18 protein-coding genes are annotated in these 26966 nt (G+C 66.4%); 10 read left to right on the forward strand and 8 right to left on the reverse strand.

Annotated features, from left to right (window positions below; genetic code table 11):
• Positions 1 to 137: 137 nt before the first annotated feature.
• From NFG58_RS09135 to NFG58_RS09160, 6 genes are all read left to right on the forward strand, one after another.
• The gene (locus NFG58_RS09135; protein ID WP_108133773.1) at positions 138 to 1127 is read left to right on the forward strand and encodes a calcium/sodium antiporter; all 990 of its coding nucleotides are present in this window, start codon (positions 138 to 140) and stop codon (positions 1125 to 1127) included.
• 306 nt (positions 1128 to 1433) lie between these two features.
• A complete protein-coding gene (locus tag NFG58_RS09140) occupies positions 1434 to 2843 on the forward strand; it encodes a cytochrome ubiquinol oxidase subunit I (protein ID WP_108133772.1) in 1410 nt (469 codons plus the stop codon).
• 4 nt (positions 2844 to 2847) lie between these two features.
• Complete coding sequence (gene cydB, locus NFG58_RS09145) at positions 2848 to 3846, forward strand: cytochrome d ubiquinol oxidase subunit II (protein WP_108133771.1); 999 nt, start codon at positions 2848 to 2850, stop codon at positions 3844 to 3846.
• A gap of 145 nt (positions 3847 to 3991) precedes the next feature.
• Positions 3992 to 5656: a thiol reductant ABC exporter subunit CydD gene (gene cydD, locus NFG58_RS09150; RefSeq protein WP_260425379.1), complete on the forward strand. Its 1665-nt coding sequence runs from the start codon at positions 3992 to 3994 to the stop codon at positions 5654 to 5656.
• Entirely contained in the window at positions 5640 to 7442 is a 1803-nt protein-coding gene (cydC, locus tag NFG58_RS09155; protein WP_124804687.1) for a thiol reductant ABC exporter subunit CydC, read from the forward strand. Before cydD ends, cydC begins: the two co-directional genes overlap by 17 nt.
• 47 nt (positions 7443 to 7489) lie before the next feature.
• On the forward strand, positions 7490 to 8485 hold the full coding sequence (locus NFG58_RS09160) for an adenosine deaminase (RefSeq protein ID WP_124804688.1): 996 nt from the start codon (positions 7490 to 7492) through the stop codon (positions 8483 to 8485).
• Between the two features lie 316 nt (positions 8486 to 8801).
• On the opposite strand, the gene NFG58_RS09165 is transcribed toward NFG58_RS09160, so the two are convergent.
• The 6 genes from NFG58_RS09165 to xdhA all read right to left on the reverse strand — a co-directional run bounded on the left by NFG58_RS09165 (position 8802) and on the right by xdhA (position 17909).
• Positions 8802 to 9764 (reverse strand): cytochrome-c peroxidase, encoded by a 963-nt coding sequence (locus NFG58_RS09165; protein ID WP_124804689.1) that lies wholly within the window; start codon positions 9762 to 9764, stop codon positions 8802 to 8804.
• Positions 9765 to 10412: 648 nt separating this feature from the next.
• Positions 10413 to 11459, reverse strand: a complete 1047-nt coding sequence (locus tag NFG58_RS09170) for a rhodanese-related sulfurtransferase (protein WP_124804690.1) — start codon at positions 11457 to 11459, stop codon at positions 10413 to 10415.
• A 153-nt stretch (positions 11460 to 11612) separates the two neighbouring features.
• The gene (gene guaD / locus NFG58_RS09175) at positions 11613 to 12908 is read right to left on the reverse strand and encodes a guanine deaminase (RefSeq protein ID WP_124804763.1); all 1296 of its coding nucleotides are present in this window, start codon (positions 12906 to 12908) and stop codon (positions 11613 to 11615) included.
• 294 nt (positions 12909 to 13202) lie between these two features.
• The gene (xdhC, locus tag NFG58_RS09180; RefSeq protein ID WP_124804691.1) at positions 13203 to 14042 is read right to left on the reverse strand and encodes a xanthine dehydrogenase accessory protein XdhC; all 840 of its coding nucleotides are present in this window, start codon (positions 14040 to 14042) and stop codon (positions 13203 to 13205) included.
• Positions 14039 to 16447: a xanthine dehydrogenase molybdopterin binding subunit gene (gene xdhB / locus NFG58_RS09185; protein WP_348828026.1), complete on the reverse strand. Its 2409-nt coding sequence runs from the start codon at positions 16445 to 16447 to the stop codon at positions 14039 to 14041. Before xdhB ends, xdhC begins: the two co-directional genes overlap by 4 nt.
• Positions 16431 to 17909 (reverse strand): xanthine dehydrogenase small subunit, encoded by a 1479-nt coding sequence (xdhA, locus tag NFG58_RS09190; protein WP_124804693.1) that lies wholly within the window; start codon positions 17907 to 17909, stop codon positions 16431 to 16433. The genes xdhB and xdhA overlap by 17 nt, the downstream gene beginning before the upstream one ends.
• Positions 17910 to 18273: 364 nt before the next feature.
• Here xdhA and NFG58_RS09195 point away from each other — a divergent pair, with 364 nt between their 5' ends.
• Positions 18274 to 18945 (forward strand): TetR/AcrR family transcriptional regulator, encoded by a 672-nt coding sequence (locus tag NFG58_RS09195; protein ID WP_348828027.1) that lies wholly within the window; start codon positions 18274 to 18276, stop codon positions 18943 to 18945.
• Positions 18946 to 19131: 186 nt separating this feature from the next.
• Here NFG58_RS09195 and NFG58_RS09200 read toward each other — a convergent pair whose 3' ends face one another.
• The gene (locus NFG58_RS09200; protein WP_249742876.1) at positions 19132 to 20559 is read right to left on the reverse strand and encodes an NCS2 family permease; all 1428 of its coding nucleotides are present in this window, start codon (positions 20557 to 20559) and stop codon (positions 19132 to 19134) included.
• A gap of 294 nt (positions 20560 to 20853) precedes the next feature.
• Here NFG58_RS09200 and hrpB point away from each other — a divergent pair, with 294 nt between their 5' ends.
• The 3 genes from hrpB (at position 20854) to NFG58_RS09215 (ending at position 25055) form a co-directional block, all read left to right on the forward strand.
• Entirely contained in the window at positions 20854 to 23436 is a 2583-nt protein-coding gene (hrpB, locus tag NFG58_RS09205; RefSeq protein ID WP_348828028.1) for an ATP-dependent helicase HrpB, read from the forward strand.
• A gap of 110 nt (positions 23437 to 23546) precedes the next feature.
• Positions 23547 to 24479, forward strand: coding sequence for a glutaminase (locus NFG58_RS09210; protein WP_204248984.1), 933 nt, complete (start codon positions 23547 to 23549; stop codon positions 24477 to 24479).
• Between the two features lie 108 nt (positions 24480 to 24587).
• A complete protein-coding gene (locus tag NFG58_RS09215) occupies positions 24588 to 25055 on the forward strand; it encodes a YchJ family protein (RefSeq protein ID WP_348828030.1) in 468 nt (155 codons plus the stop codon).
• A gap of 214 nt (positions 25056 to 25269) precedes the next feature.
• Here the strand turns inward: NFG58_RS09215 and hutU are convergent, their stop codons facing one another.
• A complete protein-coding gene (gene hutU / locus NFG58_RS09220) occupies positions 25270 to 26961 on the reverse strand; it encodes a urocanate hydratase (protein WP_213228994.1) in 1692 nt (563 codons plus the stop codon).
• Between the last annotated feature and the right edge of the window lie 5 nt (positions 26962 to 26966).

The raw sequence follows: 26966 nt of genomic DNA on the forward strand, positions 1-26966 counted from the left end.
TCTGTTCGTCTGCATTTCGTCGCGAATCAGGCGCTGATGGCTTAACAAGCTGATCCTGCGAATTAAATAGTGTGGCACGTTGACGTGGGTGACACCATAGACAAAGATGCGACCGATATCATGGGTGAGGAGTTGACATGTTGCTTCCCGTTTTGGCGGTTCTGGGTGGCCTGGTGGTGCTGGTGTGGAGCGCCGAACGCTTTGTCGAGGGCGCCGCGGCCACCGCTGCGCGGCTGGGACTGTCGCCCTTGCTGGTGGGCATGCTGGTGATCGGCTTCGGCACCTCGGCACCGGAATTGACGGTGTCGGCGCTGTCTGCGGCACAGGGCAACCCGGGGCTGGCACTCGGTAACGCCTATGGCTCGAATATCGCCAACATCGGCCTGATCCTGGGGCTGGTGGCGCTGATCTCCCCGCTGGCGGTGCATTCATCGGTGATTCGGCGCGAATTGCCGGTGCTCGGTGCCGCCACCCTGGTGTCGGCGTTGATGATGTGGGGCGGGCTTATCTCCCGGCTGGAGGGCGCGCTGCTGCTGCTGGCGCTGCTGGTGTTCATGGTCGCAAGCGTGATCCAGAGCCGGCGCGAGGAAGCCGCCGCCAGGGCGGACGCCCTGGCCACCGATACCGTGCAGGAACTCGATGCTCATCCCATGTCGCTGGGCAAGGGCATCTTCCTTACCGTGCTGGGCCTGGCCCTGCTGGTCGTCAGTTCCCGGCTGCTGGTGTGGGGCGCGGTGGATATCGCCCAGGGACTCGGGGTGTCCGACGTCATCATCGGGCTGACCGTGGTCGCCATCGGCACATCGCTGCCGGAACTGGCCTCGTCCATCAGTGCCCTGCGTCGCAAGGAGCATGATCTGGTGCTGGGCAACGTGGTCGGCTCCAACCTGTTCAACACCCTGGGGGTGGTGGGGCTGGCCGCCGTCATCGCGCCGATCGAGGCCGGGCGTGAGGTGCTGATGCGAGACTGGTCGCTGATGACCGCCATGACCCTGATGATGGCGGTGTTCGCGTTGGGCTGGAAGGGCCGGGCGGGGCGCATCAATCGGTTCGAGGGTGGCGTCCTGGTTGCCGTCTACCTGGCCTACACCGCCTATCTGGTATCGCTGGTGCTGGGGCAGTCCTGACCTGACACCTGGCTACGTTCCCTTGTCACGGCAAAGGCAAGGGAGGTGGGCTGACAAGCGGGTAGGTGATCGGCCATGGGTGCGTGCGACAATTGGCCATGGGACAGAGGCCTGCGGGACCTCTATGCTGAGGGCAAGCGGGATCGAAGATGCATGATTGTGCATAGATAGATTGCCAGGCTAGCCGAGCAAGGCTGCGCTCTATCGACTCGATTCCGCTCGGGTTCGATGCTGTCCTGCCAGGGTCGGGTTGTGTTCCCGAGGCAGGGCGGTGCCGTCGGTTATCCCTGCCTCGAGGAGTCGCTCATGGAACTGGATCCCGTGCTTCTGTCACGTATACAGTTCGCCTTCGTCGTATCCTTCCACGCCATCTTCCCCGTCTTTACCATAGGGCTGGCGTCCTATGTCGCTGTCCTGCATGGACTCTTCTACAAGACCGGCAATCCCGCCTGGGATCGACTGGCCGCCTTCTGGGTCAAGGTCTTCGCCGTGGTCTTCGGCATGGGCGTGGTCTCCGGGATCGTCATGGCCTTCCAGTTCGGAACCAACTGGAGCAACTTCAGTCAGGCGACGTCCAATTTCCTCGGCCCCATGCTGAGCTATGAAGTGGTCACCGCCTTCTTCCTGGAAGCCGGCTTCCTCGGGGTGTTGCTGTTTGGACGTGGCAAGGTGGCCGAGGGGGTTCACCTGTTCGCCGCCATCATGGTCGCGGTGGGCACCTTCATCTCGGCCTTCTGGATCCTGTCCACCAATAGCTGGATGCAGACCCCCGCCGGGGTGGAAATGATCGACGGCCACTTCAGCGTCACCAGTTGGGGCGAGGCCATGTTCAATGCCTCCTTCCCTTATCGCTTTGCCCACATGGCGCTGGCTTCCTTCCTGACCGGCGGCTTCGTGGTGGCCGGCGTCAGCGCCTGGTATCTGCTGATCGGTCGCGACGTCGAGGCCAACCGCAAGGCCCTGTCCATGTGCATGTGGCTGTTGCTGGTGCTGGCGCCGGTACAGGCGGTGGTCGGCGACGCCCATGGTCTCAATACGCTTGAGCATCAGCCGACCAAGGTGGCGGCGATGGAGGCCAACTGGGAGACCCAGTCCGGGGTGCCCCTGCTGCTGTTCGCCTGGCCGGACAAGGAGGCCCAGGAAAATCACTTCGAGATCGGCATTCCGCGCCTGGCCAGCCTGATCCTGACCCATGACCTGGACGGCGAGGTACCCGGGCTCAAGGAGGTCCCGGTAGAGGAGCAACCACCGGTGTGGTTCGTGTTCTGGTCATTCCGCGCCATGGTCGGCATGGGCATGCTGATGATCGCTGTGGCCTTCACCGGCCTGTGGTTGCGCCGTGGCGGTCGCCTGTACAAGAGCCGCCCCTTCCTGCAGACGCTGAGACTCATGAGCGTGGCGCCCTTTATCGCGGTGCTGGGTGGCTGGTTTGTCACCGAAGCGGGCCGCGCGCCCTGGCTGGTGTACGGCATGATGACCCAGGCCGAGGGGGTGACGCCGTCGCTCAGTGGCTGGATGGTGCTCGCTACCCTGATCGGCTATGTGCTGGTCTACGCGGTGGTGTTCCTGACCGGGGGCTACTACCTCACCCGGGTGGTGCGCCAGGGCATGCTGGCCGAGGAGCCCCACGACGACGAGGTCGAGACGGCCAAGCGACCGCTGTCCGCCGCCCACGCCACCCTCGAGGCCGACGCCGGCCGCCAGTTCGGGAGTTGATGACATGGAATTGATCAACCTTTCTGCCATCTGGGCCCTGATCATCGGGTTCGGCGTGATGATGTACATCCTGATGGATGGCTTCGATCTCGGGGTGGGTATCCTCTACCCCTTCGCCCCGGACGAGCACGCCCGGGATGTGATGATGAACTCGGTAGCGCCGATATGGGACGGTAACGAGACCTGGCTGGTGCTCGGCGGGGCGGGACTTCTGGCGGCCTTTCCGCTGGTCTACACCATCCTGCTGCCGGCGCTCTATCTTGGGGTCTTCCTGATGTTGGCCGGCCTGATCTTCCGTGGCATCGCCTTCGAGTTCCGCTTCAAGTCGGTTCGTAATCGTCACTGGTGGAACCGCGCCTTCTGCTGGGGCTCGATGGTCGCCACCTTCTGTCAGGGGGTCGTGGTCGGCGCCTACATCGAGGGCTTCGAGGTCGCCAACAATGTCTACGTGGGCGGTCCTTTCGACTGGCTGACGCCTTTCACCGTGATCACTGGCCTTGCACTGATGGCGGGCTATGCGCTGCTGGGGGCGACCTGGACGATTTTGAAGTCCGAGGGGCAGGTGCAGGAATGGGCCTACCGCATCACGCCCAGGCTGCTGGGACTGGTGCTGGCGGGCTTTGCCGTGATCAGTATCTGGACGCCGTTCGTCGACGACTTCGTGCGTGAGCGCTGGTTCGGCCACCTGACACTGTTCTGGGTGTTCCCGGCACTGGCGTTGCTGTGCGCCGCCATGGTGTGGCGTTCGGTGGCCCGTCGCCGTGAGGGCCAGCCGTTCGTGGCTACCCTGGGACTGTTCTTCTTCACCTACCTGGGGCTGGTGGCCAGCAAGTGGCCCTACCTGATCCCGCCGGACATCACCCTGTGGGATGCCGCCTCGGCTCCGGAGAGCCAGCTGTTTCTGCTGCTCGGGGTGCTGTTCGTGATCCCGGTGGTACTGGGCTACACCGCCTGGTCCTACTGGGTGTTCCGCGGCAAGGTAAGAGGGGGCGGCTATCACTAAGTCGTCTGGTGCTGAGTCGTCTCGTCCTGAGTCGTCTCGTTCTGAGTCGTCTCGTTCTGAGTCGTCTCGTTCTGAGTCGTCTCGCGGCGAGGCCACCAGGGCGCGGCTGTGGCTCGACCAGCACACCGGGGCTCAGCGTCGTCCGCTGACCCTGGCCGCGGCCTTCGCGGTGCTGGCAGGACTCGCGGGTGTGGTCCAATGGGTACTGCTGGCCAAGGTGCTGGTACTGGCGATCGAGGGTGAGCGTTCCCTGAGCCAGCTATGGCCCTGGCTTGTCTCTCTACTGGGGTTTCTGGCGCTGCGTGCCGGGGCTGGCTTTGCTCAGGAGTGTCTGGCCCAGCGAGCCAGCCAGCGCCTTCGCCGCGCGGTACGCCACGAGTTGCTCGAGCATCTGTTTGCGCTGGGACCGGTGCGTGCTGGTCGCCATCACAGTGCCGGGCTGGCCCATCGCCTTGTCGAGCAGGTCGAGGCACTGGACGGCTACACCTCACGTTTCTGGGTGCAACTTCGGGTGGTGATGGTGGTGCCGCTGGTCATCTTCGCCATCATCGCCTGGCACAACTGGCTGGCGGCGCTGCTGCTGGCGATCACCGCGCCGCTGATTCCCTTGTTCATGGCGCTGGTGGGCATGGGCGCCGAATCGCTCAATCGCGACCAGTTCGCGGCGGTGACGCGACTGTCCGGGCACTTCGTCGATCGGGTGCGGGGCATCGCCACCATTCGACTGTTCGGTGCCGGCGACAGGGTCACCGACGAGGTTGCCCAGGTCGCCGACGACTATCGCCGGCGCACCCTGAAGCCCTTGCGACTGGCCTTTCTGTCATCGGCGGTGCTCGAATTCTTCTCCTCGGTGGCGATTGCGGCGCTGGCCATCTACATCGGCTTTGGCCTGCTCGGGGACCTGCCGCTGGAGGTGGCCGATTCGCTGACGCTGGCCAGTGGCCTGACCATCCTGCTGCTGGCCCCGGAGTTCTTTCAGCCGCTGCGCACACTGTCCCAGCACTACCACGACCGTGCCTCGGCGCTGGCCGCCGCCCAGGCCCTGACGGAACTGCTCGATGAACCCGTCGATCCGTCGCGAGTGTCGCCCGTCTCGGCGCCTGGCACCGCCGAAAGTCCCGCTTCTTCAGTGTTGTCCGGTGGCCAGCTTGCGCGGCTCGAAGGCGCCTGCCTGGATCACCCTGGGCGTGGCCGCGTGCTGGGTCCGCTGGACTTCCGGGTGGACACCGGTGAAGTGGTGGTGATCAGCGGCCCATCGGGTGCCGGCAAGTCGAGCCTGCTGGCGATGCTGGCGGGGTTTGTCGGGCCTGGCGAGGGGACGCGCCAATCGGCACCGGGCATCGCCTTTGCCTGGATGGACCAGCGCCCGCTGCTGATCCAGGGCAGCCTCGCCGACAATCTTCGCCTGACGGCACCGAACGCTGGTGATGACGACCTGCGTACAGCGCTCGAGCAGGCGGGGCTTGGGACGCTGGTCGCGGCTCTGCCCGAGGGACTCGATACCCGGATCGGCGAAAATGGCCTGGGCCTGTCCGGCGGGCAGGCCCAGCGCCTGGCGCTGGCTCGGGTGTTCCTGAGTGATGCCGCGCTGGTGCTGCTGGACGAGCCGACGGCGAGTCTGGATCGAGAGACCGAAGCGGTACTGATCCGCGGCTTTCGGCGTCTGGCCGGCCAGGGCCGGGCGCTGGTCATCGCCAGCCACCACCCGGCCATCCTGGCGATGGGGGACCGGCGTGTGGAGCTGCTCGATGGGCGAGTCACCGCGAGTGGAAGGGAACAGCAAGAGGTGGCCGATGGCGTTGTCGACTGAGCGCACGGATACGGGATTCGCTGCGGCGATTGCCAGTCTGCGTCCGTGGATCGAGGTGCATGCGTCGTTTCGTCGGCGCCTGGTGCTTGGCGTGGTGCTGATGGTGCTGACCGCGCTGTCGGCGCTGGGGCTGCTGGCGGTGTCGGGCTGGTTCATCACCGCCAGCGCGCTGACCGGCGCGGCCTTGGCCGCGGGTATGGCGGCTACCCTGGACGTCTACACCCCCGGGGCGGGCATTCGTCTGTTTGCGGTGTCCCGTACCGTGTCACGCTACGTCGAACGCCTCTACAACCACGACACCATCCTGCGACTGCTGGCACGCCTGAGGGCGCGCTGCTTCTCGGGCCTGGTGGTGATGGACGGCGCCAGCCTCGGGGCAAGGCGATCCGGCGACTGGCTCAACCGTCTGACCGCCGATATCGATACCCTGGACGCGCTTTACCTGCGGCTGCTGGCGCCGGCGGCGATGGCGCTGGTGCTGGGGGCGGCGCTGGTAGCGTTGGTGGCGGTGTGGCTGCCCCAGGCCGCGCTGGTGCTGGGTGTCTTGCTGCTGTTCGGCTGGAGCTGGCTGACCCTCGGACAGGCCCGCCTGGGCCTGGCGGCCTGTCGTCGCCGCGTCGCCGGGCTGGAGCGACTGCGCTCAGCCATGATCGAAACCCTTGGCGGTCTGAGTGAACTCGAATCCTACGGCGCATTGGCGCGCCGCCGTGGCGAGCTTGAAGCCCTCGAGGACGAGCTGCTGGCGGCCCAGTGGCGACTGTCACTGATCACCGGGTTTGGCAATGTTCTGACGACGCTGGTGATGGGGGGCGCCTGGTGGCTTGTATTGATCGGTGGCCTCGCCGCCTTCGGCAGCGGCCAGTTGGGCGCCGCCGTGCTGGTGATGTTGCCGTTGGCCTCGCTGGCCCTGGCCGAGGGGTTGGCAAGCCTGCCCGCCGCCTTCACCCAGGCCGGCGCGAGTCTCGCCGCCGCCGAGCGGCTCAACGCTATCGACCAGCAGCGTGCAGCGCCAGTACAAGCCTCAGACACCACCCGAGCTGTTGCAGTGCACGCTGCGCCTCGAAGCGGGACCGCCGAGTGTGGAGGGCTGGAGGTCTGTGCTACGTCGCTGAGTTTTCGTTATCCGCAGGCGCTCGATCAGGCGCTGTCGCCCCTGAGCTTCCGGCTGGCGCCGGGGGAGAGGGCCGCGATCTGTGGCCCCTCAGGCAGTGGCAAGTCGACGCTGCTGGCGCTGCTTGCCGGGGAGTTGCGGGGCTACCAGGGTCGCTTGACCCTGAACGGCCAGGCGGTGGAAGCCCTCGACACGCAGTGGTTGAGCAGCCAAGTGGGCTGTCTGACCCAGCGGGTGGAGCTGTTTGACGCAAGCCTTGCCGAGAATCTGCGTCTGGGCGCCCCCGAGGCGAGCCCGGAGCGGCTGTGGCAGGCGCTTTCTGCGGTAGACCTGGCCGACTGGGCGCAGGGTCTGCCCGCTGGGCTCGAGACACGCGTGGGGGAAGGGGGACGACAGCTTTCCGGCGGCCAGGCGCGACGTCTGGGCCTGGCGCGTCTGTGGCTGACCGATCCCGCCCTGGTGGTGCTCGATGAGCCTTATGCCTCGCTGGATGCGGCCACCGCGCAGCGGGTGGCCGAGGGCATCGGCCCCTGGTTGGCCGCACGCACGGTGCTGATGCTGGTGCACCATCATGATCCCGACTCGCCGTCGCCCGGCATGGAGCACATCCCCAGGGTCATCGACATGGCGGCCGGTACGCCATGGCAAGCCGGGGGCGAATGCGTCACCATGTGAACGACGACACCTGATTTCTACGGTTCGATGCCACAGGGCCAGACACCATGACCGACGACTTTCTGACCCGCCTGCCCAAGGCGGAACTGCATCTGCACATCGAGGGTACGCTGGAGCCGGAGCTGATGTTTGCGCTGGCCGAGCGTAACGGGGTCAGCCTGCCTTACGCCGATATCGAGGCGGCCCGACAGGCTTACGACTTCAGCGACCTGGAGTCCTTTCTCGATCTTTACTATCAGGGCATGAGCGTGCTGGTCCGCGCCCGGGACTTCGAGGACCTGGCGATGGACTACTTCCGGCGCGCCGCCGCCGAGGGAGTGGTGCATATCGAGATGCACGTGGACCCCCAGGCCCACCTGTCCCGTGGCGTGGCGCTGTCCGAGGTGATGGAAGGCCTGACGGCCGCTTGTGCCAAGGCCCGCTCCGAGCTGGATATTTCCACCGCCATGATCCTCGCCTTTCTGCGTGATCAGCCCGCCGCCGATGCCATGCAGCTGCTCGAGGACAGCACGCCCTGGCATGACCACTTCAGTGCCGTGGGGCTGGACAGCGCTGAGCGAGGCAATCCGCCGAGCAAGTTCCAGGAGGTCTTTGCCCGGGCGCGGGAGCTGGGCCTCGAGCGCGTGGCCCACGCAGGTGAGGAGGGGCCACCGAGCTATATCCGCGAGGCGCTGGATGAGCTTCAGGTGTGTCGCATCGACCATGGCGTAAGGGCGATCGAGGACGTCGAGCTGATGGAGCGGCTGGCCGACGAAGGCACCGTGCTGACGGTGTGTCCGCTGTCCAATGTGCGCCTGAAAGTGGTGGAACGGCTCGAAGATCATGGCCTGCCGACGCTGATCGACGCAGGACTGGTGGTAACCATCAACTCCGATGACCCGGCCTACTTCGGCGGTGGCATGCGCGACAACTTCGCCGCCTGTCAGCGGGCCTTCGGCTGGTCCAACGAGACCCTCAAGTGGCTGGCCGGCAACGCCATCGAGGCTGCCTTCATGGATGAGGAGAGGAGGCAGGCGCTGAGACAGCGGCTGGTGGAATCCTAGGGCTTGTCTGAAAACTGCCTGCGCTCGGTAATACGGCGTTAAAAATCGGATCAACATGCTCATTTACACCCCGTAAACTGCGCTTTCTCACCGATTTTTGCCTTGTCTAACCATCACTCGTCGACTTTTCCGACAGCGCCTAGGCCTTGCCGTAAAAGTGCCTGCATTCGCCGACGTTTCAGACAGTGCCTGACGCCGGGACTGGCACGTCAAGCGCCGCCTTGCCCCTTGTCGGGGGAGGCGGCGCTGGCGTTTGCAGGGGGCTATTGGTGATAGTACCGGGTCAGGCCTGGCCCGGGGCTGGATCAGGACTGGATCAGGGCAGAGCAGGTACCGTGACCACTGGCTGCTCTCCTGTCAGGGCATGCAGGAAGCTGACCAGCCGTTCGACGGTCGCTTCATCAAGCTCCCGCTTGAGCATCTGCTCGCCCATGATGGGCACGACGTCTTCAAGCGTCTCGGCTGAGCCGTCGTGAAAGTAGGGGTAGGTCAGGGCGACATTGCGCAGTGACGCCGTCCTGAAGGCCTGTCGATCGCTTTCCTCGTTGGTGACCGCGAAGCGCCCGAGATCATCTGATCCCGGCACCTGGATCGGGTGGAACAGGCTGTCGCTGAAGTTGGCGCCGCGGTGACAGCTGATGCACCCGACGTCCACGAAGTCCTTCATGCCGGCCTTCTGCTGATCGGTCAGGGCAGCCTCGTCACCGAGCAGGTAGCGATCGAGCGGAGCATTCGGCGTATTCAGCGTGCGCTCGAAGCTGGCGATGGCGTCGGCCAGGTTGCCGGAGGACAGCGGGGCCTCGTCGGCGGGAAATGCCGTCTGGAAGTGATCGGAATATCCGTCGACGGCGGAAAGGCGGGCAAGGGCGCCGTCCAGATCGTGGGCCATCTCGATGCTGTTCTGGATAGGACCCAACGCCTGGCCTTCCAGGTCGGGTTCGCGACCATCCCAGAATTGTGAGCCAAGAAAGCCCGAGTTGAGCACGGTGGGGGAGTTGCGTTCGCCTGTCTGGCCATCGTGGCCGACCGCCGTCGGCAGTCGATCCGTCCACGCCAGGGCCGGGTTGTGACAGGAAGCGCAGCTGATGTTGCTGCTCTTTGACAGCCGGGGTTCGAAGAACAGCATCTTGCCAAGCGCTACCTTCTCAGCGGTGAGGCTGTTGTCGGCGGGGATGGGGGGAAGCGAAGGTAGCGGGGTGAAATACTGCCGATAGTCCTGTTGCTCGGCGGATTCGGCGCTGGATTTTGTTGCCGCTGGATACTGGGAGGCGACGGCCATGCTGCAGGCCAGAAAAGTGCCGGTTAAAAGAGTGCCGGTCAAAAAAGTGCCAGTCAATAAAGCGCAGGCAAGAGCAGGGGGACGGTTGCTGGGCCAAGGTCGCATCATGTATTCCCTTCGTTGCGTCACGGTATGCCGTCTGGGCGGGCGACCTGGGGCTGCCGTTTTTCGGCGAACGGCATGGGGTAAACCAGTATCGGTACAGGTCGACGACGAATCCCGATGCTCAAGGCGTGCTTGTTGTCACCAGATGGCACTGAGGCTTGCCCGCGCTGGTGTTAGTAATAGGTGATCCTGTGTGGGCTGCGGCCGCTTTTCGGGCAACGGGCGGTGTGGAAGATTGCTGAGGCATGTTGTCGAAGCGAAAGCGTCGGAATTTGAGGCGTTTTCGGCGTGATCGCCGACCGAGGCGAGGAAGAGGTTGAACAGGCCCAGGCCGTTTCTTTCAGTACACTTGGGGGCGCTTCGGCGCGCCCTTCGCTACCGGCGAAGCCCTCGGTGACACGCAAAAGAGGCGCCCGTCTCTGGTAAAAATCCCAGGGCGCCTCTTTTTTGGTCTGGCGGTTGGTCTGGCAGGTGTTGTGGCTGGAGGGCCGGCGTGCATGAGCCGGCATGCATCAACGGGCGTGCAACACCAGAAGCCGTGTATCAGCCTTGTTGGCGATTGGCCTCGCGCGCCGCTTCCCTGGCGCGTCGCTTGGCCTCGCGACGCTCTTCCATGCGTGCCACCGCGTCGGCACCCAGGTGGGCCTCGCCGCGCTCCCGGGCGAGGCGCATCTGGCGCTCACGCTCGGCGAAGCGGGCCTTCTGCTCGTCGCTCAGGCGGTCGTAGCAGCGCGGGCAACAGACGCCTTTTTCATAGTACTCGCTCTGCTTGTCCTGCTCGGTGATCGGCATGCGGCAGGCGTGACACTGGTCATAGCGTCCCGGCTTGAGGTCATGGTCGACGGTGACCCTGTCGTCGAACACGAAGCACTCGCCACGCCACAGGGTCTTGTCCTTCGGTACGTCCTCCAGGTACTTCAGGATGCCGCCCTTGAGGTGGTAGACGTCCTCGAATCCCTGCTCCTTGAGGTAGGCGGTGGACTTCTCGCAACGGATGCCGCCGGTACAGAACATCGCCACCTTCTTGTGGCGACTCGGGTCCAGGGTCTTCTTCACGTACTCGGGGAAGTCGCGAAAGGCGCTGGTGGCCGGATTGACCGCGCCCTCGAAGGTGCCTACCTCGACCTCGTAGTCGTTGCGGGTGTCGATCAGCAGAACCTCGGGGTCCTGGATCAGCTCGTTCCAGTCCTTGGGGTCCACGTAGGTGCCGACGGTATGGCGCGGGTCGATGCCCTCGACGCCCATGGTCACGATCTCGCGCTTGAGCTTGACCTTGGTACGCATGAAGGGCGCACGTCGGGTCAGCGACTCCTTGGTGTCGAGCTCGGCCAGGCGCGGGTCGGCGCGCAGCCAGGCGAGCACCGCGTCGATGCCCTGGCGGGTGCCGGCGACGGTGCCATTGATGCCTTCACGGGCCAGCAGCAGGGTGCCGCGCACCTGATGCTCGAGCAGGGTGTCGAGCAGCGGCTCGCGCAGCGCCTTGTAGTCGTCGAGGGTGACGAACTTGTACAGCGCGCACACCACCAGGGTGTCTGGACCAGAAGTGGCGGTTTCGGTGGCTGTGTCAGGGGATGAAGTATCGTGACTCATGGTTGTCCTCGTGCGAGCCGGAGCGTAAATCCGGAGCAGCGTTGGCAGCGTGTGGTATTCAAGGCGCGCATTCTAGCGCACTCGCCGAGGAATTTCCCGGCCAGCCATCCACCCCATGCAAGCGCCGGTCGCCGGCGCCTGTCGTCGGGTTCTTCAGGTCTGGCGGCGGTGCTGCAGGCGTCCCCCCGCCCAGGTCTCGTAGATGGCGCGGTCGTCCCCCAGCATCATCAGGGTGAACAGCTCCTCCGCCAGCGACTGGGTGCGCCCCATGCGTCGAGCCAGCAGCGGCGAGGCGAACAGGTCGATGACCACGAAGTCGGCGTCACGACCGGGGGTCAGGCTGCCGATGCGATCGTCCAGTGACAGCGATACGGCGTTGCCTCGGGTCAGGTCATGAAAGCCTGCCCAGGCGGTCAGTGGTGTGCCCCTGAGCTGGCCGACCTGATAGGCCGCCTTGAGGGTGGCAAGTCCCGACAGGTCGGTACCGGCGCCGATGTCGCTGGCAAGCGTCAGATTCAGCCCCTGGGCCCGGGCGCCGGCCCGGTCAAACAGGCCACTGCCGAGAAACAGGTTGGAGCTGGGACAGAAGGCGATGTTGGCGCCGCGCTCGGCCAGTCGCGCACGCATCTCGTCGTCCAGGTGGATGCCGTGGGCAAAGGTGCTGCGCGGCCCCACCAGCCCGGATTCCTCGTAGACCGCCAGGTAGTCGCGGCTGCCCGGAAACAGCTCGGCCACCCAGTCGAGCTCACCCAGGTTCTCCGACAGGTGGGTCTGCAGCCACAGGCTCGGATCATTGCGCAGAAGGCCACCGGCGGCGTCGAGCTGGGCGCGGGTGGAGGTAGGCGCGAAGCGTGGGGTGACGCTGTAGCCGAGACGCGCGGTGCCGTGCCAGTCACTGATCAGGCGCTCGCTGTCGCGGATGCCGCCGTAGGTGTCGTCGGTGAGCGCTTCGGGGGCATGGCGGTCCATCAGTACCTTGCCGGCCAGCATGCACAGGTCGCGGCGTTGGGCCGCGCTGAAGAAGGCGTCGGTCGAGGCCGGGTGGCTCGAGCAGAACACCTGGGCGGTGGTGGTGCCTACCCGCATCAGTTCGTCGAGGAAGACGTCGGCCATCTGCTCGGCGTGTTCGCGCTGGGCAAAGCGACATTCCTCGGGGAAGGTGTACTCGTTGAGCCAGTCGAGCAGCTGGCGTCCGTAGGAGGCCATGATCTCGAGCTGCACATAGTGCACATGGCTGTCGATGAAGCCTGGCATCACCAGCTTGTCGCGGTGGTCGATGACGCTGGCGTCGGCGGGCAGGTGGGGGGCGAGCTCGGTATAGTCGCCCACCGCCTGGACGACACCCTCGGCCCACCACAGCACGCCGTCGGCGAAGTAGCTGACGCTACCCTCGAGCGGGGTGTCGCCGTCACCGGGATCGGCGTTGAAGCTGAGGATGCGCGCGCGCATGACCCAGCTCGATGAGCAGGGGCCGCCGGCGGGACTGGTGGAGGCGCCGGCGGAAGTTCCGGAGAAAGCCTCGGGCTTGGGCGCGGTGCTGGCAGAGGCGTTAAGGGTCTCGGTCATGGGGCACTCTTTATCGGGTCGTCGCTTATAGGGTCATCGCGTCATCGCACTGTGGCGGTGACGTTGTGGTCAGGGGCGGCTGGCCTGGCGGCTTGATCAGGTGGCAGGCGCGGCGGCCAGGGAGGCAGACGCCTGGCGCTACCCGGCCAGACGGGTAACGGCCGGGCCAGGACAGGTTCAGGAAAACAGGCGTCGTACCTCTGCGCTTTCCAGGCCGCGCAGCGCGTCGCGACGTGCCCCCTCCGGCCTGGGGCTTGCCAGTGGCAGCAGCTCGGCCAGGGCGGCCAGGGCGACGGCGTAGGGCGTCTTGTCGCCGCCGGAGTCGCCGATCGGGCAGCGCACGGCGTCGATGCGATCTTGCGGGATGCCGGCACGCTCCAGTCGCCCGCGGAAGCTGGCCCACTTGCTGCGCGAGCCGATCAGCCCGATCGAGGCCATGTCGCCGCGCCTGAGCAGTGCCTCCACCAGGGCGTAGTCCTCGGCGTGGTCGTGGGTCAGCACCAGCACGTGGCTGCCGCCAGGCAGCGACTCGGCGCTGGTGTTGCAGTCGTCCAGCCGGTGGTGGTGCTGGCCTGGTGCCGGGTTGAGCCCGCTGAAGGCGTCCTCGCGGCTATCGTACCAGTCGAGTCGCCAGCCAAGCGGCGCCGCCAATGAGGCCACCGCGCGGCCCACGTGGCCGGCGCCGAACAGCGCCAGGCGCGTGGCCGTACCGAGATCCGTTTCGAGCAGCACGTTGACGAAGCCGCCGCAGCACTGGCCACTGCGGCCACCCAGCGAAAAGGCCTCCATGCTGAGGCCGGCCTCACCGCGCTCGAGGCGTTCCCGGGCGCAGGCGATCAGTTGCCATTCGAAGGTGCCGCCGCCCAGGGTGTCGATGATGGCGTCGGCGGTGATCACCATCCTGGCGCCAGGCTCACGTGGGGTCGACCCCTGGCTGGTCACCTGGGTGGCCAGCACATGGGGCAGGCCGGCGCGTCGGAGGCGGGCCAGGGCGTCGTACCAGCGCTCGCCGCTCATGGGGTGCCTCCTGCACGACTCTCATTCACCCAGCGTGCCAGGCGTGCCGCCGCCATGACCCGCTCAGGTGTTGCCGGGGTGTCCAGCCGTACCGCCTGGCGGTAGTCGGTGAGGCTCGCCAGGGCGTCGCGCAGCGCGCACCACACCGACATCCCCAGCATGAAGGGCGGCTCACCCACCGCCTTGGAGCGGTAGATGCTGGCCATGGAGTTGGGGTGGCCCTGCATCAGCTCGACGTTGAAGGTGGCCGGCAGATCGCCGTAGGCGGGGATCTTGTAGGTGGCCGGGCCGAACGAGGTCAACTGGCCCCGCTCGTTCCACTTCAGTTCCTCGCTGGTCAGCCACCCCATGCCCTGGATAAAGCCGCCTTCCACCTGGCCCACGTCGATGGCCGGATTGAGCGAGTCGCCCACGTCGTGGAGGATGTCGACCCGATCCACCTGGTACTCGCCGGTGAGGGTGTCCAGTGCCACCTCGGCGACGGCGGCGCCATAGGCGAAGTAGTAGAAGGGGCGTCCGCTGCCGCTGGCCCGATCGTAGTGGATCAACGGCGTTGCGTAGAAGCCTTTCTCGGACAGCGACACCCGACCCAGGTAAGCGTCCTGGATGAGCTCGCCCCAGGCGATACGTCGTTCGCTGCCACCGATGCCGGCGATCAGCTCGCCCTGTTCCAGACGCATGTCCTGACGGTCGAGCTGGTAGCGTTCGGCGGCGAAGTAGAACAGCCGCGACTTCAGCTTGCTGGCCGCGTCGCGGGCCGCCTGGCCGTTCAGATCGGCCCCGCTGGAGGCCGCCGTGGGTGAGGTGTTGGGCACCTTGTCGGTACGGCTGGCGCTGATGCGTACCGCTTCGAGATCGAGCCCCAGCTCGCGGGCGACCACCTGGCACACCTTGGTGTGCAGGCCCTGGCCCATCTCGATACCGCCGTGATTGATCATCACGCTGCCGTCGGTGTAGACGTGCAGCAGGGCACCGGCCTGGTTGAGGTGCTGGGCGGTGAAGGAGATGCCGAACTTCACCGGGGTCAGCGCCAGGCCCCTGCGGATGACCGGGCTGTCGGCGTTGAACTCGGTGATCGCCTGGCGCCGGGACCAGTAGTCGCTCGAGGTCTCGAGCCGCTCGATCAGGTCATGCAGCAGCGTGATCTGGTCCACCGTCTGGCCATAGTGGGTCTGGTCGCGGCCTTGGCGATACAGGTTGCGCTTGCGCACCGTCAGGGGATCCTCGCCCACGCGGCGGGCGATGTCCTCCATGGCGGCTTCGATCACCATCATGCCCTGGGGACCACCGAAGCCACGAAAGGCGGTGTTTGACGCGGTGCTGGTACGGGCGCGATGACCGGTGACCCGAGCCTGGCCCAGTGAATAGGCGTTGTCGGCGTGGAACATGGCGCGGTCGACGATGGCTTCGGACAGATCCGGCGAGTATCCGCAGTCGCCGATGACGGTGATGTCACCGCCCTGGATCACGCCCTGTTCATCGACACCGAGCCGATAGCGGTTGTGGAAGGGGTGGCGCTTGCCGGTGACCTTCATGTCCTCGGCCCGGGGCAGGCGAACACGGCAGCTCTTGCCGGTGCGGCGGGCGATCAGCGCCGCCAGGCAGGCCCAGGGCGAGGCCTGGGTTTCCTTGCCGCCGAAGCCGCCGCCCATGCGGCGTACCTCCACGGTGACCGCGTGGAAGGGGATGCCCAGCACCTCGGCGATCAGCTTCTGGGTCTCGCTGGGATGCTGATTGGAGGTGTGGACCATCACGCCTTCGTCTTCGGTGGGGTGGACCACGCAGGCCTGCCCCTCCAGATAGAAGTGCTCCTGGCCACCGACGAACTGCTCGTCCTCGATGACGTGTGTCGCGCCGGCCAGGGCGGCCTCCCAGTCACCGCTCTGCTGGCGGTGGGTCGGGCGCACCACGTCGCCGGCCTCGGCGGCGGCCACTGGGTCGAGGCTCGCCTCGACCTCATCGATCTCCAGGCGCGCCTTCTTGACCGCCTGACGCGCCGCACGATGGCTGGTGGCGGCGACGCAGAAGATCACCTGGCCGGCGTAGAGTACCTCGCCGTCGGCCATGATCGGATCGCCGGGAAAGACCGGGCCGATATCGGTGTGGCCCGGGACGTCGGCGACGCTGATCACGTCGACCACGCCCGGGGCGCTGCGCACGGCGGACAGGTCCAGCCCGGTGATGCGTCCGCTGGCGACCGGCGAGAGTCCCACCGCCAGGTGCAGCGCGTCCGCCGGCAGCGCCAGGTCGTCGATGTAGGCGGCGCGCCCGGTGACGTGCTTGACCGCGCTTTCGTGGCGAGCGGCGCTGCCCGAGAAGCCCTTGGCCGCCGGCGCGTGGCGGGGAGTATCGGCAGTATCGCTGGCCGCGGAGGCAGGTGTGGTCAGATCAGTGAGCGTACGCATGGAGCATCACCTCCTGGGTCGGGTGCTGAGAGTCCTGGGATGCCGCGTCGGCGACGACCAGGCGCAGGCGTTCGATCAGTGCAGCGGCGGCGTGCCGACGATAGTCGCTGCTGCCACGCACATCGCTCATGGGCTGAAAGTCTTCGGCCAGCGCATCGATGGCGGCGGCGAACCGCTCGGGTGAAGGGGCATGGCCTTCCAGTGCCGCCTCGGCGCCGGTTGCCCGGGCCGGGATCGCAGCCATGCCGCCGAAGGCCAGGCGGACCTCGGCCAGGGCGCCGTCCTTCAGGGCCCAGCTAAAGGCACCGAGTACCGCCGAGATGTCGTCCTCACGCCGTTTTGACAGTTTCCAGACCTTGAGCTGGCGGTCAGCTGCCAGCGTCGGCAGGAAGATCGCTTCCAGGCACTCGTCCGGCGCCAGGGCGGTCTTCTTGTAGTCGATGAAGAAGTCCGCCGCGGCGAGTTCGCGACTGCCGCCGGGTCCGGTCAGGCACAGGCAGGCGTCGAGTGCCAGCAGTACCGGTGGGGTGTCGCCGATGGGCGAGGCGTTGGCCACGTTGCCACCCAGGGTGCCGCGGTTGCGCACCTGACCAGAGCCCAGTCGATGCAGGAGGTGATGGAAGGCGGGATAGCGCTCGGCAAACAGCGGTTCCAGTTGCGTGTAGGTGACGGCAGCACCGACCCACATCCCTGGTCGACCGCTGGCGTCGTGGCCCGCTTCCAGCACCTTGAGCTGTTCTACCCGGGTGACATCGATGACCTCGGCGAAGTCCGCCAGATTCTGGGTGACTTCGAGCCAGAGATCGGTGCCGCCGGCCACCAGGCGGGCGTCGGGGTGGCGGGCGCGCAGTTCGACCAGCTCATCGAGGCGGCGCGGCTGGTAAAAGCCGCTGTGGGTAGCAGGCTCACCCACATTGGTGGCAAGCGTTTGGGCAAGGGCGTCATCGTCGAGCCATTCGGGCCGGAAGCCCGGGGTGTCGCCCATGGCCAGGGCGGCGTCGCGGATCGGGCGATAGCCGGTGCAGCGACACAGGTTGCCGCCCAGCGCCGCTTCCAGTCGCTCAGGCGTCAGTGGCGCGGGCCGCGCGCGGTCATCTTCATGAAGGGTGAACAGCGACATGACGATACCCGGGGTGCAGAAGCCGCATTGGCTGCCGTGGTGTTCCACCATGGCGGCCTGGCAAGGATGCAGCTCGTCCCCCCGGGACAACCCCTCGACGGTGACCAGGTGGCGTCCATTGAGCTGGTGGGCCGGCATGATGCAGGCGTTGGCGCTGTGATAGCGCAGGTTGCCGTCGGCATCGGGCTCGCCGATCGCCACGGTGCAGGCACCGCAGTCGCCGGAGGCGCAGCCTTCCTTGGTGCCGGTCTGGTTGAGGCGCTCGCGCAGCAGGTCGAGCACGCTGAGGTGGGCCTCGGCGTCGACGCGCCGTGGCCGCCCGTTGAGGAAGAACTCGATCATGGTCAGGTCCGCTTATGTTGTCGTTGTCGTCGTTGATGTCCTGGTCGATGTCCTGGTTGCAGGCTGAGCCGAGTGGTTGTCAGCGAGTCGGTACCAAGGGGCATCGCCATGGCAAGGGGGTAACTTCATTCTTGACCAATCGGTCAGCTTCTTCAAGTCACGCCGTCGAGTTTTTTTCGGTGCCCGCCGCGTGTTCCTGTCGGCGACCACAGCAGAGGCCTAAAAAGCTGCCCGTCACAGGCGCTGTCGCGCCAGGTTAGCCGCTTTGCCCAATTGCCAGAGCGGTGGGGTTCAGGCACTCTTTTCCTCCTTGCCGACCCACCTGCAACCGGCGGTGGCGGGCGATTCGACGACCGGGATAACCATGGGCTCACAGCTTGATGACACGGCGCTGAAGGCGCCGCTGGAGGCGGAGGCTGGTGCCATTCGCCAGCGTAACGAACGCGACATACTCGACGCCGCCGAGCGAGTGTTTTCGCGTCACGGCTATCGGGGCGCCAGCCTGAAGCTGATTGCCGAGGAAGCCGGGCTGCCCAAGTCCAATGTGCTCTACTACATGGGCAGCAAGAAGGCGCTGTACGTTCGCCTGCTGGAAGGGGTGATGGAGCGCTGGAACATGATGCTCGACGATATCTCGGTGGATGATGATCCCGCCGAGGTGCTCAGTGCCTTTATCCGCTCGAAGATGGAGATGTCTCGACGCCACCCCGAGGCCTCGCGCCTGTTTGCTGGCGAGATCCTTCAGGGCGCTCCCTTTCTGCAGGACTATCTGCGTGGCGAGCTGCGCGACTGGGTCGAAAGCCGTGCCGAGGTGTTTCGTCAGTGGGCCGAGCGCGGCCTGATGGACCCGGTGGACCCGGTATCCTTGATCTTCCTGATCTGGTCGGCGACCCAGCACTATGCAGATTTTCAAAGCCAGGTCGCCGGCATCACCGGCCATGACGACTTCACCGATGACGATATGCAGCGGGTCACCGATTTTCTGATCCAGGTGGTCCTGAAGGGCTGTGGGGTAAGATCTTCCTTCGCGCCATAGCAGGGGACGTCGCCAGCACTACGCTGCTCATTACCTGCCAAAGCCAGGTCGCCGGCATCACCGGCCATGACGACTTCACCGACGAAGATATGCAGCGGGTCACCGACTTTCTGACCCAGGTGGTATTGAAAGGCTGCGGGGTGGTGTCGGCGCCACGGGGCTGAGGCCCGGTGGCGCTTGCTTACGCTATTGCGCTGTCACCAGCATGATCGCGGACAGCACCGCGGACACCCACATGGCGGGTTTGATCTCGGTGAACTTGCCGGTGGCCAGCTTGATCAGCACGAAGCTCATGAAGCCGAAGGCGATGCCCAGGGTGATCGAGTAGGTCAACGGCATCAGGATGATCGCCAGAAAGGCAGGAAAGGCCTCCTCGAAGCGTCCCCAGTCGATCTTGCCCACCGGGGCCATCATGAACAGCCCCACCAGCACCAGCGCCGGCGAGGTGGCGATGCCCGGCACCAGCGACAGCAGCGGCGACAGGAACAGAAACGGCAGGAACAGCAGCGCGATCACCAGCGCGGTCAGGCCGGTGCGCCCGCCCTGGGCGACCCCTGCGCCGGACTCGATAAAGGTCTGGGCGGCGCTGGTGCCAAGCGGAGCGGCGATCATCGAGGCGAAGGCGTCCACCGTCATCGAGCGCTTGAGATTGCGCGGGTTGCCCTTGGCGTCCTTGAGCCCCGCGGATTCCGACAGCGCCATGAAGCACGACAGCGCATCGAAGAAGTTGGTGAACAGCATCACGAAGATAAAGGGCAGGTAGGCGACCTTGAGAGCCCCCAGCACGTCGACCTGACCCAGCGCCGAGAAGTCTGGCCAGGCGGCCAGTCCCTGCCATGCCACGACCACCTCGTCACCCCACAGACGCCCCATCGGTGCGGCCAGCAGGGTGGTGGTGGCGATGCCGAGGATCAGGGCGCCGTTGAAGCCGCGGATGACCAGCACGGCGGTCACGATCAGGCCGATGAAGAAGGTGGCGAGACTTGCGTCCAGGCTGCCCAGGCTGACCAGGGTGGCGGGGCTTGCCACGATGAAGCCGGCGTTCTTGAGCCCGATAAAGGTGATGAACAGGCCGATACCGCAGGTGATGGCGTAGCGCAGCGACGGCGGAATGGCGTCGATGATCGCCTCGCGGACGTTGAACATGGCCAGTACGGCGAACATCACACCGGACCAGAACACGCACCCGAGCGCGACCTCCCAGGACAGGCCCGCCCCCAGTACCAGGGTGTAGGTGAACAGGGCGTTCATGCCCATGCCGGGTGCCACCAGGATGGGGTTGCGCGCGTACAGCGCCATGGCCAGGCTGCTCAGAAAGCTGATGACCACCGTGGCCGACAGCGCCGCCGAGAAGGGAATGCCGGCGTCCGACAACACCGCTGGATTGACCACGATGATGTACATACCCGCCAGAAAGGTGGCGATCCCGGCCAGCAGTTCGGTCTTCAGCGAACTGCCCCGGCGGCTGACGTTGAAGTAGCGATCCAGCCAGGCAAGCCGGCCGACGGCGTCCTGGCTGGTTTGATCCGCAGTGCCGTCGTCGCCGTCAGGGCGACTCGCGCTGGCTGCCGGATGACGGTCGCGCGGTGAAAGCGTGGACGTGGTCTCGCTCATCTCAGGGTCCTCTTGTCGTTGTAGTGGCCGCTGTCGATTGTCTGGGTGATGCCGCGACGGGCGTCGCGCTTAAAAAACCTGACCTTTCGGTCAGCTTGAAGAGCGTAGACAAAAACGTCATCTACTGGCAACAAAATGTTGTTGCTGGTGTATACAGGTCGGGCCTCGGGCGGGGTCGCTGCCGCCGGGCCATGTGGCAGCGGCGTGCTATCATCGGCGGCGCATTACTGCCTTGCTTGTGCAGTCCAGTACAGCCCAGTTCAGTCCCGTCCCACGCCAGGAGCCCCCGAGCCGATGTCTTCACCGCCCAGCCTGCCCATCGACGCCCGACTGCCTCAGCTCACCGCAGCGCTCGAACAGCAAAACCGGGCGCTGCTGGTGGCCGAGCCCGGGGCCGGCAAGACCACCCGGGTACCGCTGGCCCTTCTCGACTGTGACTGGTGCGGTGGCGACGATGGTCGTGGGCGTCTGCTGCTGTTGGAGCCTCGTCGGGTGGCGGCGCGTCTGGCGGCGGGCCATATGGCCGATCTGCTGGGCGAGCGGCCGGGCGAGACGGTGGGATACCGCATGCGTGGCGAGAGCCGGGTCGGCCCGACGACTCGCCTCGAAGTCGTCACCCAGGGCGTGCTGTCGCGCATGCTGCAGCATGACCCCATGCTGGAGGGCGTCACCGGCATCCTCTTCGACGAGTTCCATGAACGCAGTCTGGAGGCCGACCTGGGGCTGGCGCTGGCCCTCGACGTCCAGCAGGGGCTGCGCGAGGACCTGCGCCTGGTGGTGATGTCCGCCACCCTGGACGTGGCCGCCATGCAAGGCGTGCTGGGGCAGGACGTGGCGGTGATCGAGTGCCCGGGGCGGCAGTATCCGGTCCAGACGCTGTATCGGCCGCTGTCCCAGCGCGCCTCGGCGGAGGAGCAGCAGGGCCGGGTGGTCATGGAGGCGCTGCAGGCGTCCGATCCTGTGTCCCATGGCGGGGATGACGATGCCAGGGTTGGTGGTGATCCTGCCGGCGACGTGCTGGTGATCCTGCCTGGGGTTGCCGAAATCGAACGTCTCGGGCGCTGGCTGGGCGAGCGGCTGGAGGATATCGCGGTACTGCCGCTGCATGGACGCTTGCCGCTCGAGCAGCAGCGCGCTGCCCTTCGTCCTGACCCGAATGGCCGGCGTCGGGTGGTGCTGGCCACCGCCATCGCCGAGTCCAGTGTCACCGTGGATGGCGTGCGCAGCGTGGTCGATGCCGGACTGGAGCGGGTGCCGGTGTTCAGCCCGCGTACCGGGCTTTCGCGTCTCGAGACCCGCCGTGTCAACCGAGCCAGCGCCGATCAGCGGCGTGGGCGGGCAGGGCGCCAGGGGCCTGGACGCTGCTATCGGCTGTGGGCGGAAGAGCAGCCGCTGCCGCCCCACGCCGAGCCGGAGATACACCAGGCAGACCTGTCCGGCCTGGCCTTTGAACTGGCTCGCTGGGGCGTCAAGGACGCGTCCGCGCTTGCCTGGGTGACTTCGCCAGGGACAGCGGCCCTGGACAGCGGGCATCGACTGTTGCAGTCCCTCGGGCTGGTCGAGCCTGATGGCGGCTTGAGTTCGCTGGGCCGGGTAGCCGGACGCTGGCCGGTGCATCCCCGGCTCGCCGCCATGCTGGAGCGAGCCAGCCGCGCCGGCGAGGCGTCGCTGGCCCTGGCCTGCGCCCTGGCTGCCTGGCTCGAGGGTCGTCAGGGCGCCTCGCGGGAGCCGGATCTGGAGCGGGTGTTTTCGCAGCTGTTGTCGTCGCAAAGGCCTGATCCCGCCTGGCAGCGGGAGGCCCGGCGACTGTGCAAGCGTGCCGGGGTGGCGCTGGGCAAGGCCCGTATGGGCGAGCCGCGTGGGAGAGGCGAGACGGGCGCCTCAATAACCCTGGGCGAGCTTCTGCTCTGCGCCTACCCCGACCGAGTCGCTCAGCACCTTTCGCCCGGACGCTTTCGCCTGCGTGGCGGTGGCCTGGTGACGCTGGCAAGCGATCACCCCCTGGCCCACGCGCCCCTGCTGGTCGCGGTGGACCTGGACGGTCGCCAGCGTGAGGCTCGGCTCTATCGTGGTGTGCGGATCGAGGAGGCGGCGCTGCTGGCGCATTTTCCTGAACTTGGCGACTGGACCGAGCGGGTCGCCTGGAAAGCATCGGCGGGACGCTTGGAAGGCGAGCGGGTACGCGCCCTCGATGCCGTGGTGCTGGAGCGCAAGCCCCTGGCAGGACCGCCGAGTCGAGAGGCGAGGCATAGGGCGCTGCTCGACGCCCTGGGGCAGCGCGAGGCGCTGCCGCTGGACGAGGCGGCAGAACAGCTCAGAAGACGGGTAGCGCTGCTGCGACGGGCGCATGATCCCCAGTGGCCGGAGCTTGACGACGCCAGCCTGATGGCCGAGCTCGAGGACTGGCTCGGTCCGCATCTGGATGGCCTGTCGCGGCTCGATCAGGTGTTGGCGCTGCCCTGGGAACGGCTGTTGCGCGAACGTCTGCCGTGGCCGTTGGCGGGCCAGCTGGACGAGCTGGCACCGCGACGGCTGGCGCTGCCAAGCGGTGACAGTGCGGCCTTGCGCTATGAGCGTGAGGTCGATGACGGCGACGAGCACGGCACGCGTATCGTGCCGGTGCTGGCCGCCAAGCTGCAGGCCCTGTTCGGTTGCGAGGCCACACCGCATATCGTCGACGGGCGGGTGCCGGTACGCCTGGAATTGCTGTCCCCGGCGCGGCGTCCGCTGGCGACGACCATGGACCTTCGAAGCTTCTGGCACAACGTCTACCCCGAGGTGCGCAAGGAGAACCGCGGCCGCTACCCCAAGCACCCCTGGCCAGAAGATCCGCTTGCCGCCGAGGCGACCATGCGCACCAAGCGGCGCGGGCGCTGAGCGGGACATATCGCCCGGGAGATTGTCCCCGGCCGGGAACCGGCGTTGACAGCCACGAAGGAGGGGGCGACCATCGCCAGCCTTGTCAGGCTCCTGGAAGAATCACGCTCATGGGAAAGACCCTTACGCCGGAACAACTGCAGGCGCTGGTCGAGAGGCTGGATCGCGAGGCTCGTCAGGCTGGCGAGTGGGGCCAGGTGGCAAGCTATATCCCCGAACTTGCCTGTGTTGATCCCCGCCAGTTCGCCATCAGTGTGTGCACCGTGGATGGACAGGAGTTTCATGCCGGCGACGCCGCCAAGGCCTTTTCGATCCAGAGCGTGTCGAAGGTCTTCACCCTGGCGCTGGCGCTGGGGCGCCACGGCGATGGCCTGTGGCAGCGGGTCGGGCGCGAGCCATCGGGCCGGGCCTTCAACTCCATCGTCCAGCTGGAGGTGGAAGACGGCATTCCCCGCAATCCCTTCATCAACGCCGGGGCGATTGTCACCACCGACGCGGTGCTCGGGTGCAATGCGCCACGCGACACCCTCGGCGAGATTCTGCGCTTTCTGCGCGAGGCCTCCGGCGACGAGGACATCCACATCAACGAGCAGGTGGCGCGCTCCGAGCATGCCACCGGGGATCGCAACTTCTCCCTGGCCTACTTCCTGCGTTCCTGCGGCAACCTGACCAACGACTGTGACCGGGTGCTGGGCACCTACTTCCATCACTGCGCCATCGAGATGTCCACCGCCCAGCTCGCCAGGGCCACACGCTTTCTGTGTGGTGGCTTCGAGGGCCAGCGCATGATCGGGCTCGAGCGGGTACGGGCGATCAATGCGTTGATGATGACCTGCGGCCACTACGATGGCTCGGGGGACTTCGCCTATCGGGTCGGCTTCCCGGGCAAGAGCGGTGTCGGGGGCGGGATCATGGCGGTGGTACCCAACGTGGCCTCGATCGCGGTGTGGTCGCCGGGCCTGGATCGCTACGGCAATTCGCTCAAGGGCACCGCCGCCCTGGAAGGGCTTTCCAAGGCCACAGGCTGGTCGGTATTTGCGTGAGGCCGGTACAGGTCGGCAGTCTGTTTAAAGCGTTGCCACCCACGTCGGGTGTTCGTACAAGGCCCGCGCTGTGGCAAAGCGCAAGGTAGATAAGAGGAGAGCCGTACCTTGACTACAACGTCATCCACCCGCTGCCCCTGCGGCAGTGGTCTGGTCCTCGAGCACTGCTGCGGTCTGCTGCACCAGGGCGAGAACGCAGGTTCGCCTGAGGCGCTGATGCGCTCGCGCTTTGCGGCCTTCGCCCTCGGGCTCGAGGACTACCTTCGCCATAGCTGGCACCCGGACAGTTGCCCGGCGCAACTGGGCGATGACGACGATACCCGCTGGAAGCGTCTCGAGATACTCGATAGCGGTGAAACAGGCGACCAGGGCTGGGTGCAGTTTCGTGCGACCTTTGCCGAGGGCACGCCGGGGCGGCAGCGCTGGGGCGTGCTGGAAGAGCGCTCGCGCTTTGTGCGCCACCAGGGACGCTGGGTCTATCTGGATGGCGAGGCCAGGGTGTCTCGACTCAAGCCGGGACGCAACGATCCCTGTCCCTGTGGCAGTGCGCGCAAGTTCAAGCAGTGCTGTGCCTGACCCGTCGCCGGCCGCTTCAGGGGCGTCGGCGCACGTTTCAAGTGGCATCGAAGTGAATCACGGTCGTACACGATAAAGGCCGCCCCGAGGGGCGGCCTTTGTGCAGGCGTCTGCGCTTTTTACATGGCGCTCCCGGGCAGGAGGCGCGCTAAGGGACAAGGCGCCTCGATGCCAGGGTCGGGCGCGCCAGCGGCTGGCCGCGCCCGGGACGGCATCAGTCCTTGAGCATCGGCAGGTCGAGGCCGTTGTCGCGGGCACACTGGCTGGCGATGTCGTAGCCGGCGTCGGCATGGCGCATCACGCCGCTTGCCGGGTCGTTGCGCAGGACGCGGGCCAGGCGGGCATCGGCCTCGTCGGTACCGTCGGCGACGATGACCACACCGGCGTGCTGGGAGAAGCCCATGCCGACACCCCCGCCGTGGTGCAGCGAGACCCAGGTAGCGCCGCCTGCGGTGTTGGCCAGGGCGTTGAGCAGCGGCCAGTCGGACACGGCGTCGCTGCCGTCCAGCATGGACTCGGTCTCGCGGTTGGGGCTGGCCACGGAACCGGAGTCGAGGTGGTCACGGCCGATGACGATGGGCGCCTTGAGTTCGCCGTTCTTGACCATCTCGTTGAAGGCGCGGCCGAGGCGCGCGCGATCCTTCAGACCGACCCAGCAGATACGCGCCGGCAGACCCTGGAAGCTGATGCGCTCCTTGGCCATGTCGAGCCAGTGGTGCAGGTGCTCGTCGTCGGGGATCAGCTCCTTGACCTTGGCGTCGGTCTTGTAGATGTCCTCCGGATCGCCGGACAGCGCCACCCAGCGGAACGGGCCGATGCCCTGGCAGAACAGCGGACGAATGTAGGCCGGGACGAAGCCGGGGAAGTCGAAGGCATTCTCGACGCCTTCTTCCTGGGCCATCTGGCGGATGTTGTTGCCGTAGTCGAAGGTGGGCACGCCCATCTTCTGGAACTCGAGCATCGCACGCACATGCACCGCCATGGACGCCTTGGCGGCCTTGACCACTGCGTCAGGCTCGCTCTTGGCGCGGGCCACGTACTCGTCCCAGGTCCAGCCAGAGGGCAGGTAGCCGTGCAGCGGGTCATGGGCGCTGGTCTGGTCGGTGACCATGTCCGGCTTGACGCCGCGCTTGACCAGTTCCGGCAGGACGTCGGCGGCGTTGGCGCAAAGACCGATGGAGATGGCCTTGCCTTCACTGGTGTAGCGGGCAAGACGCTCGAGCGCGTCGTCCAGGTCGTTGGCCTGCTCGTCCAGATAACGGGTACGCAGACGGAAGTCGATGCTCGACTGCTGGCACTCGATGTTCAGCGAGCAGGCACCGGCCAGGGTCGCCGCCAGCGGCTGGGCGCCGCCCATGCCGCCGAGGCCGGCGGTCAGTACCCAGCGGCCCTTGAGGTCGCCGTTGAAGTGCTGACGGCCTGCCTCGACGAAGGTCTCGTAGGTGCCCTGGACGATGCCCTGGGAGCCGATGTAGATCCAGGACCCGGCGGTCATCTGGCCGTACATCATCAGTCCTTTCTTGTCGAGCTCGTTGAAGTGCTCCCAGTTGGCCCAGGCCGGCACCAGGTTGGAGTTGGCGATCAGTACCCGCGGCGCGTCCTTGTGGGTCGGGATCACCGCCACCGGCTTGCCGGACTGGATCAGCAGGGTCTGGTCGTCCTCCAGGCGCTTGAGCACCTCGACGATCTTGTCGAAGCATTCCCAGGTGCGGGCAGCGCGACCGATGCCACCGTACACCACCAGATCCTCGGGACGCTCGGCGACGTCAGGGTGGAGGTTGTTCATCAGCATGCGCAGGGCGGCTTCGGTCAGCCAGCTCTTGCACGACAGCTCGGTGCCGGTGGGGGCGGCGATCTTGCGTGAAGGATCGTGACGGTCGTTCAGCGAGGGCGTGATCTGGTTCATGTCGG

This window comes from Halomonas sp. RT37 (genome assembly GCF_040070525.1).
In the GTDB taxonomy this organism is placed as follows: domain Bacteria; phylum Pseudomonadota; class Gammaproteobacteria; order Pseudomonadales; family Halomonadaceae; genus Halomonas; species Halomonas litopenaei.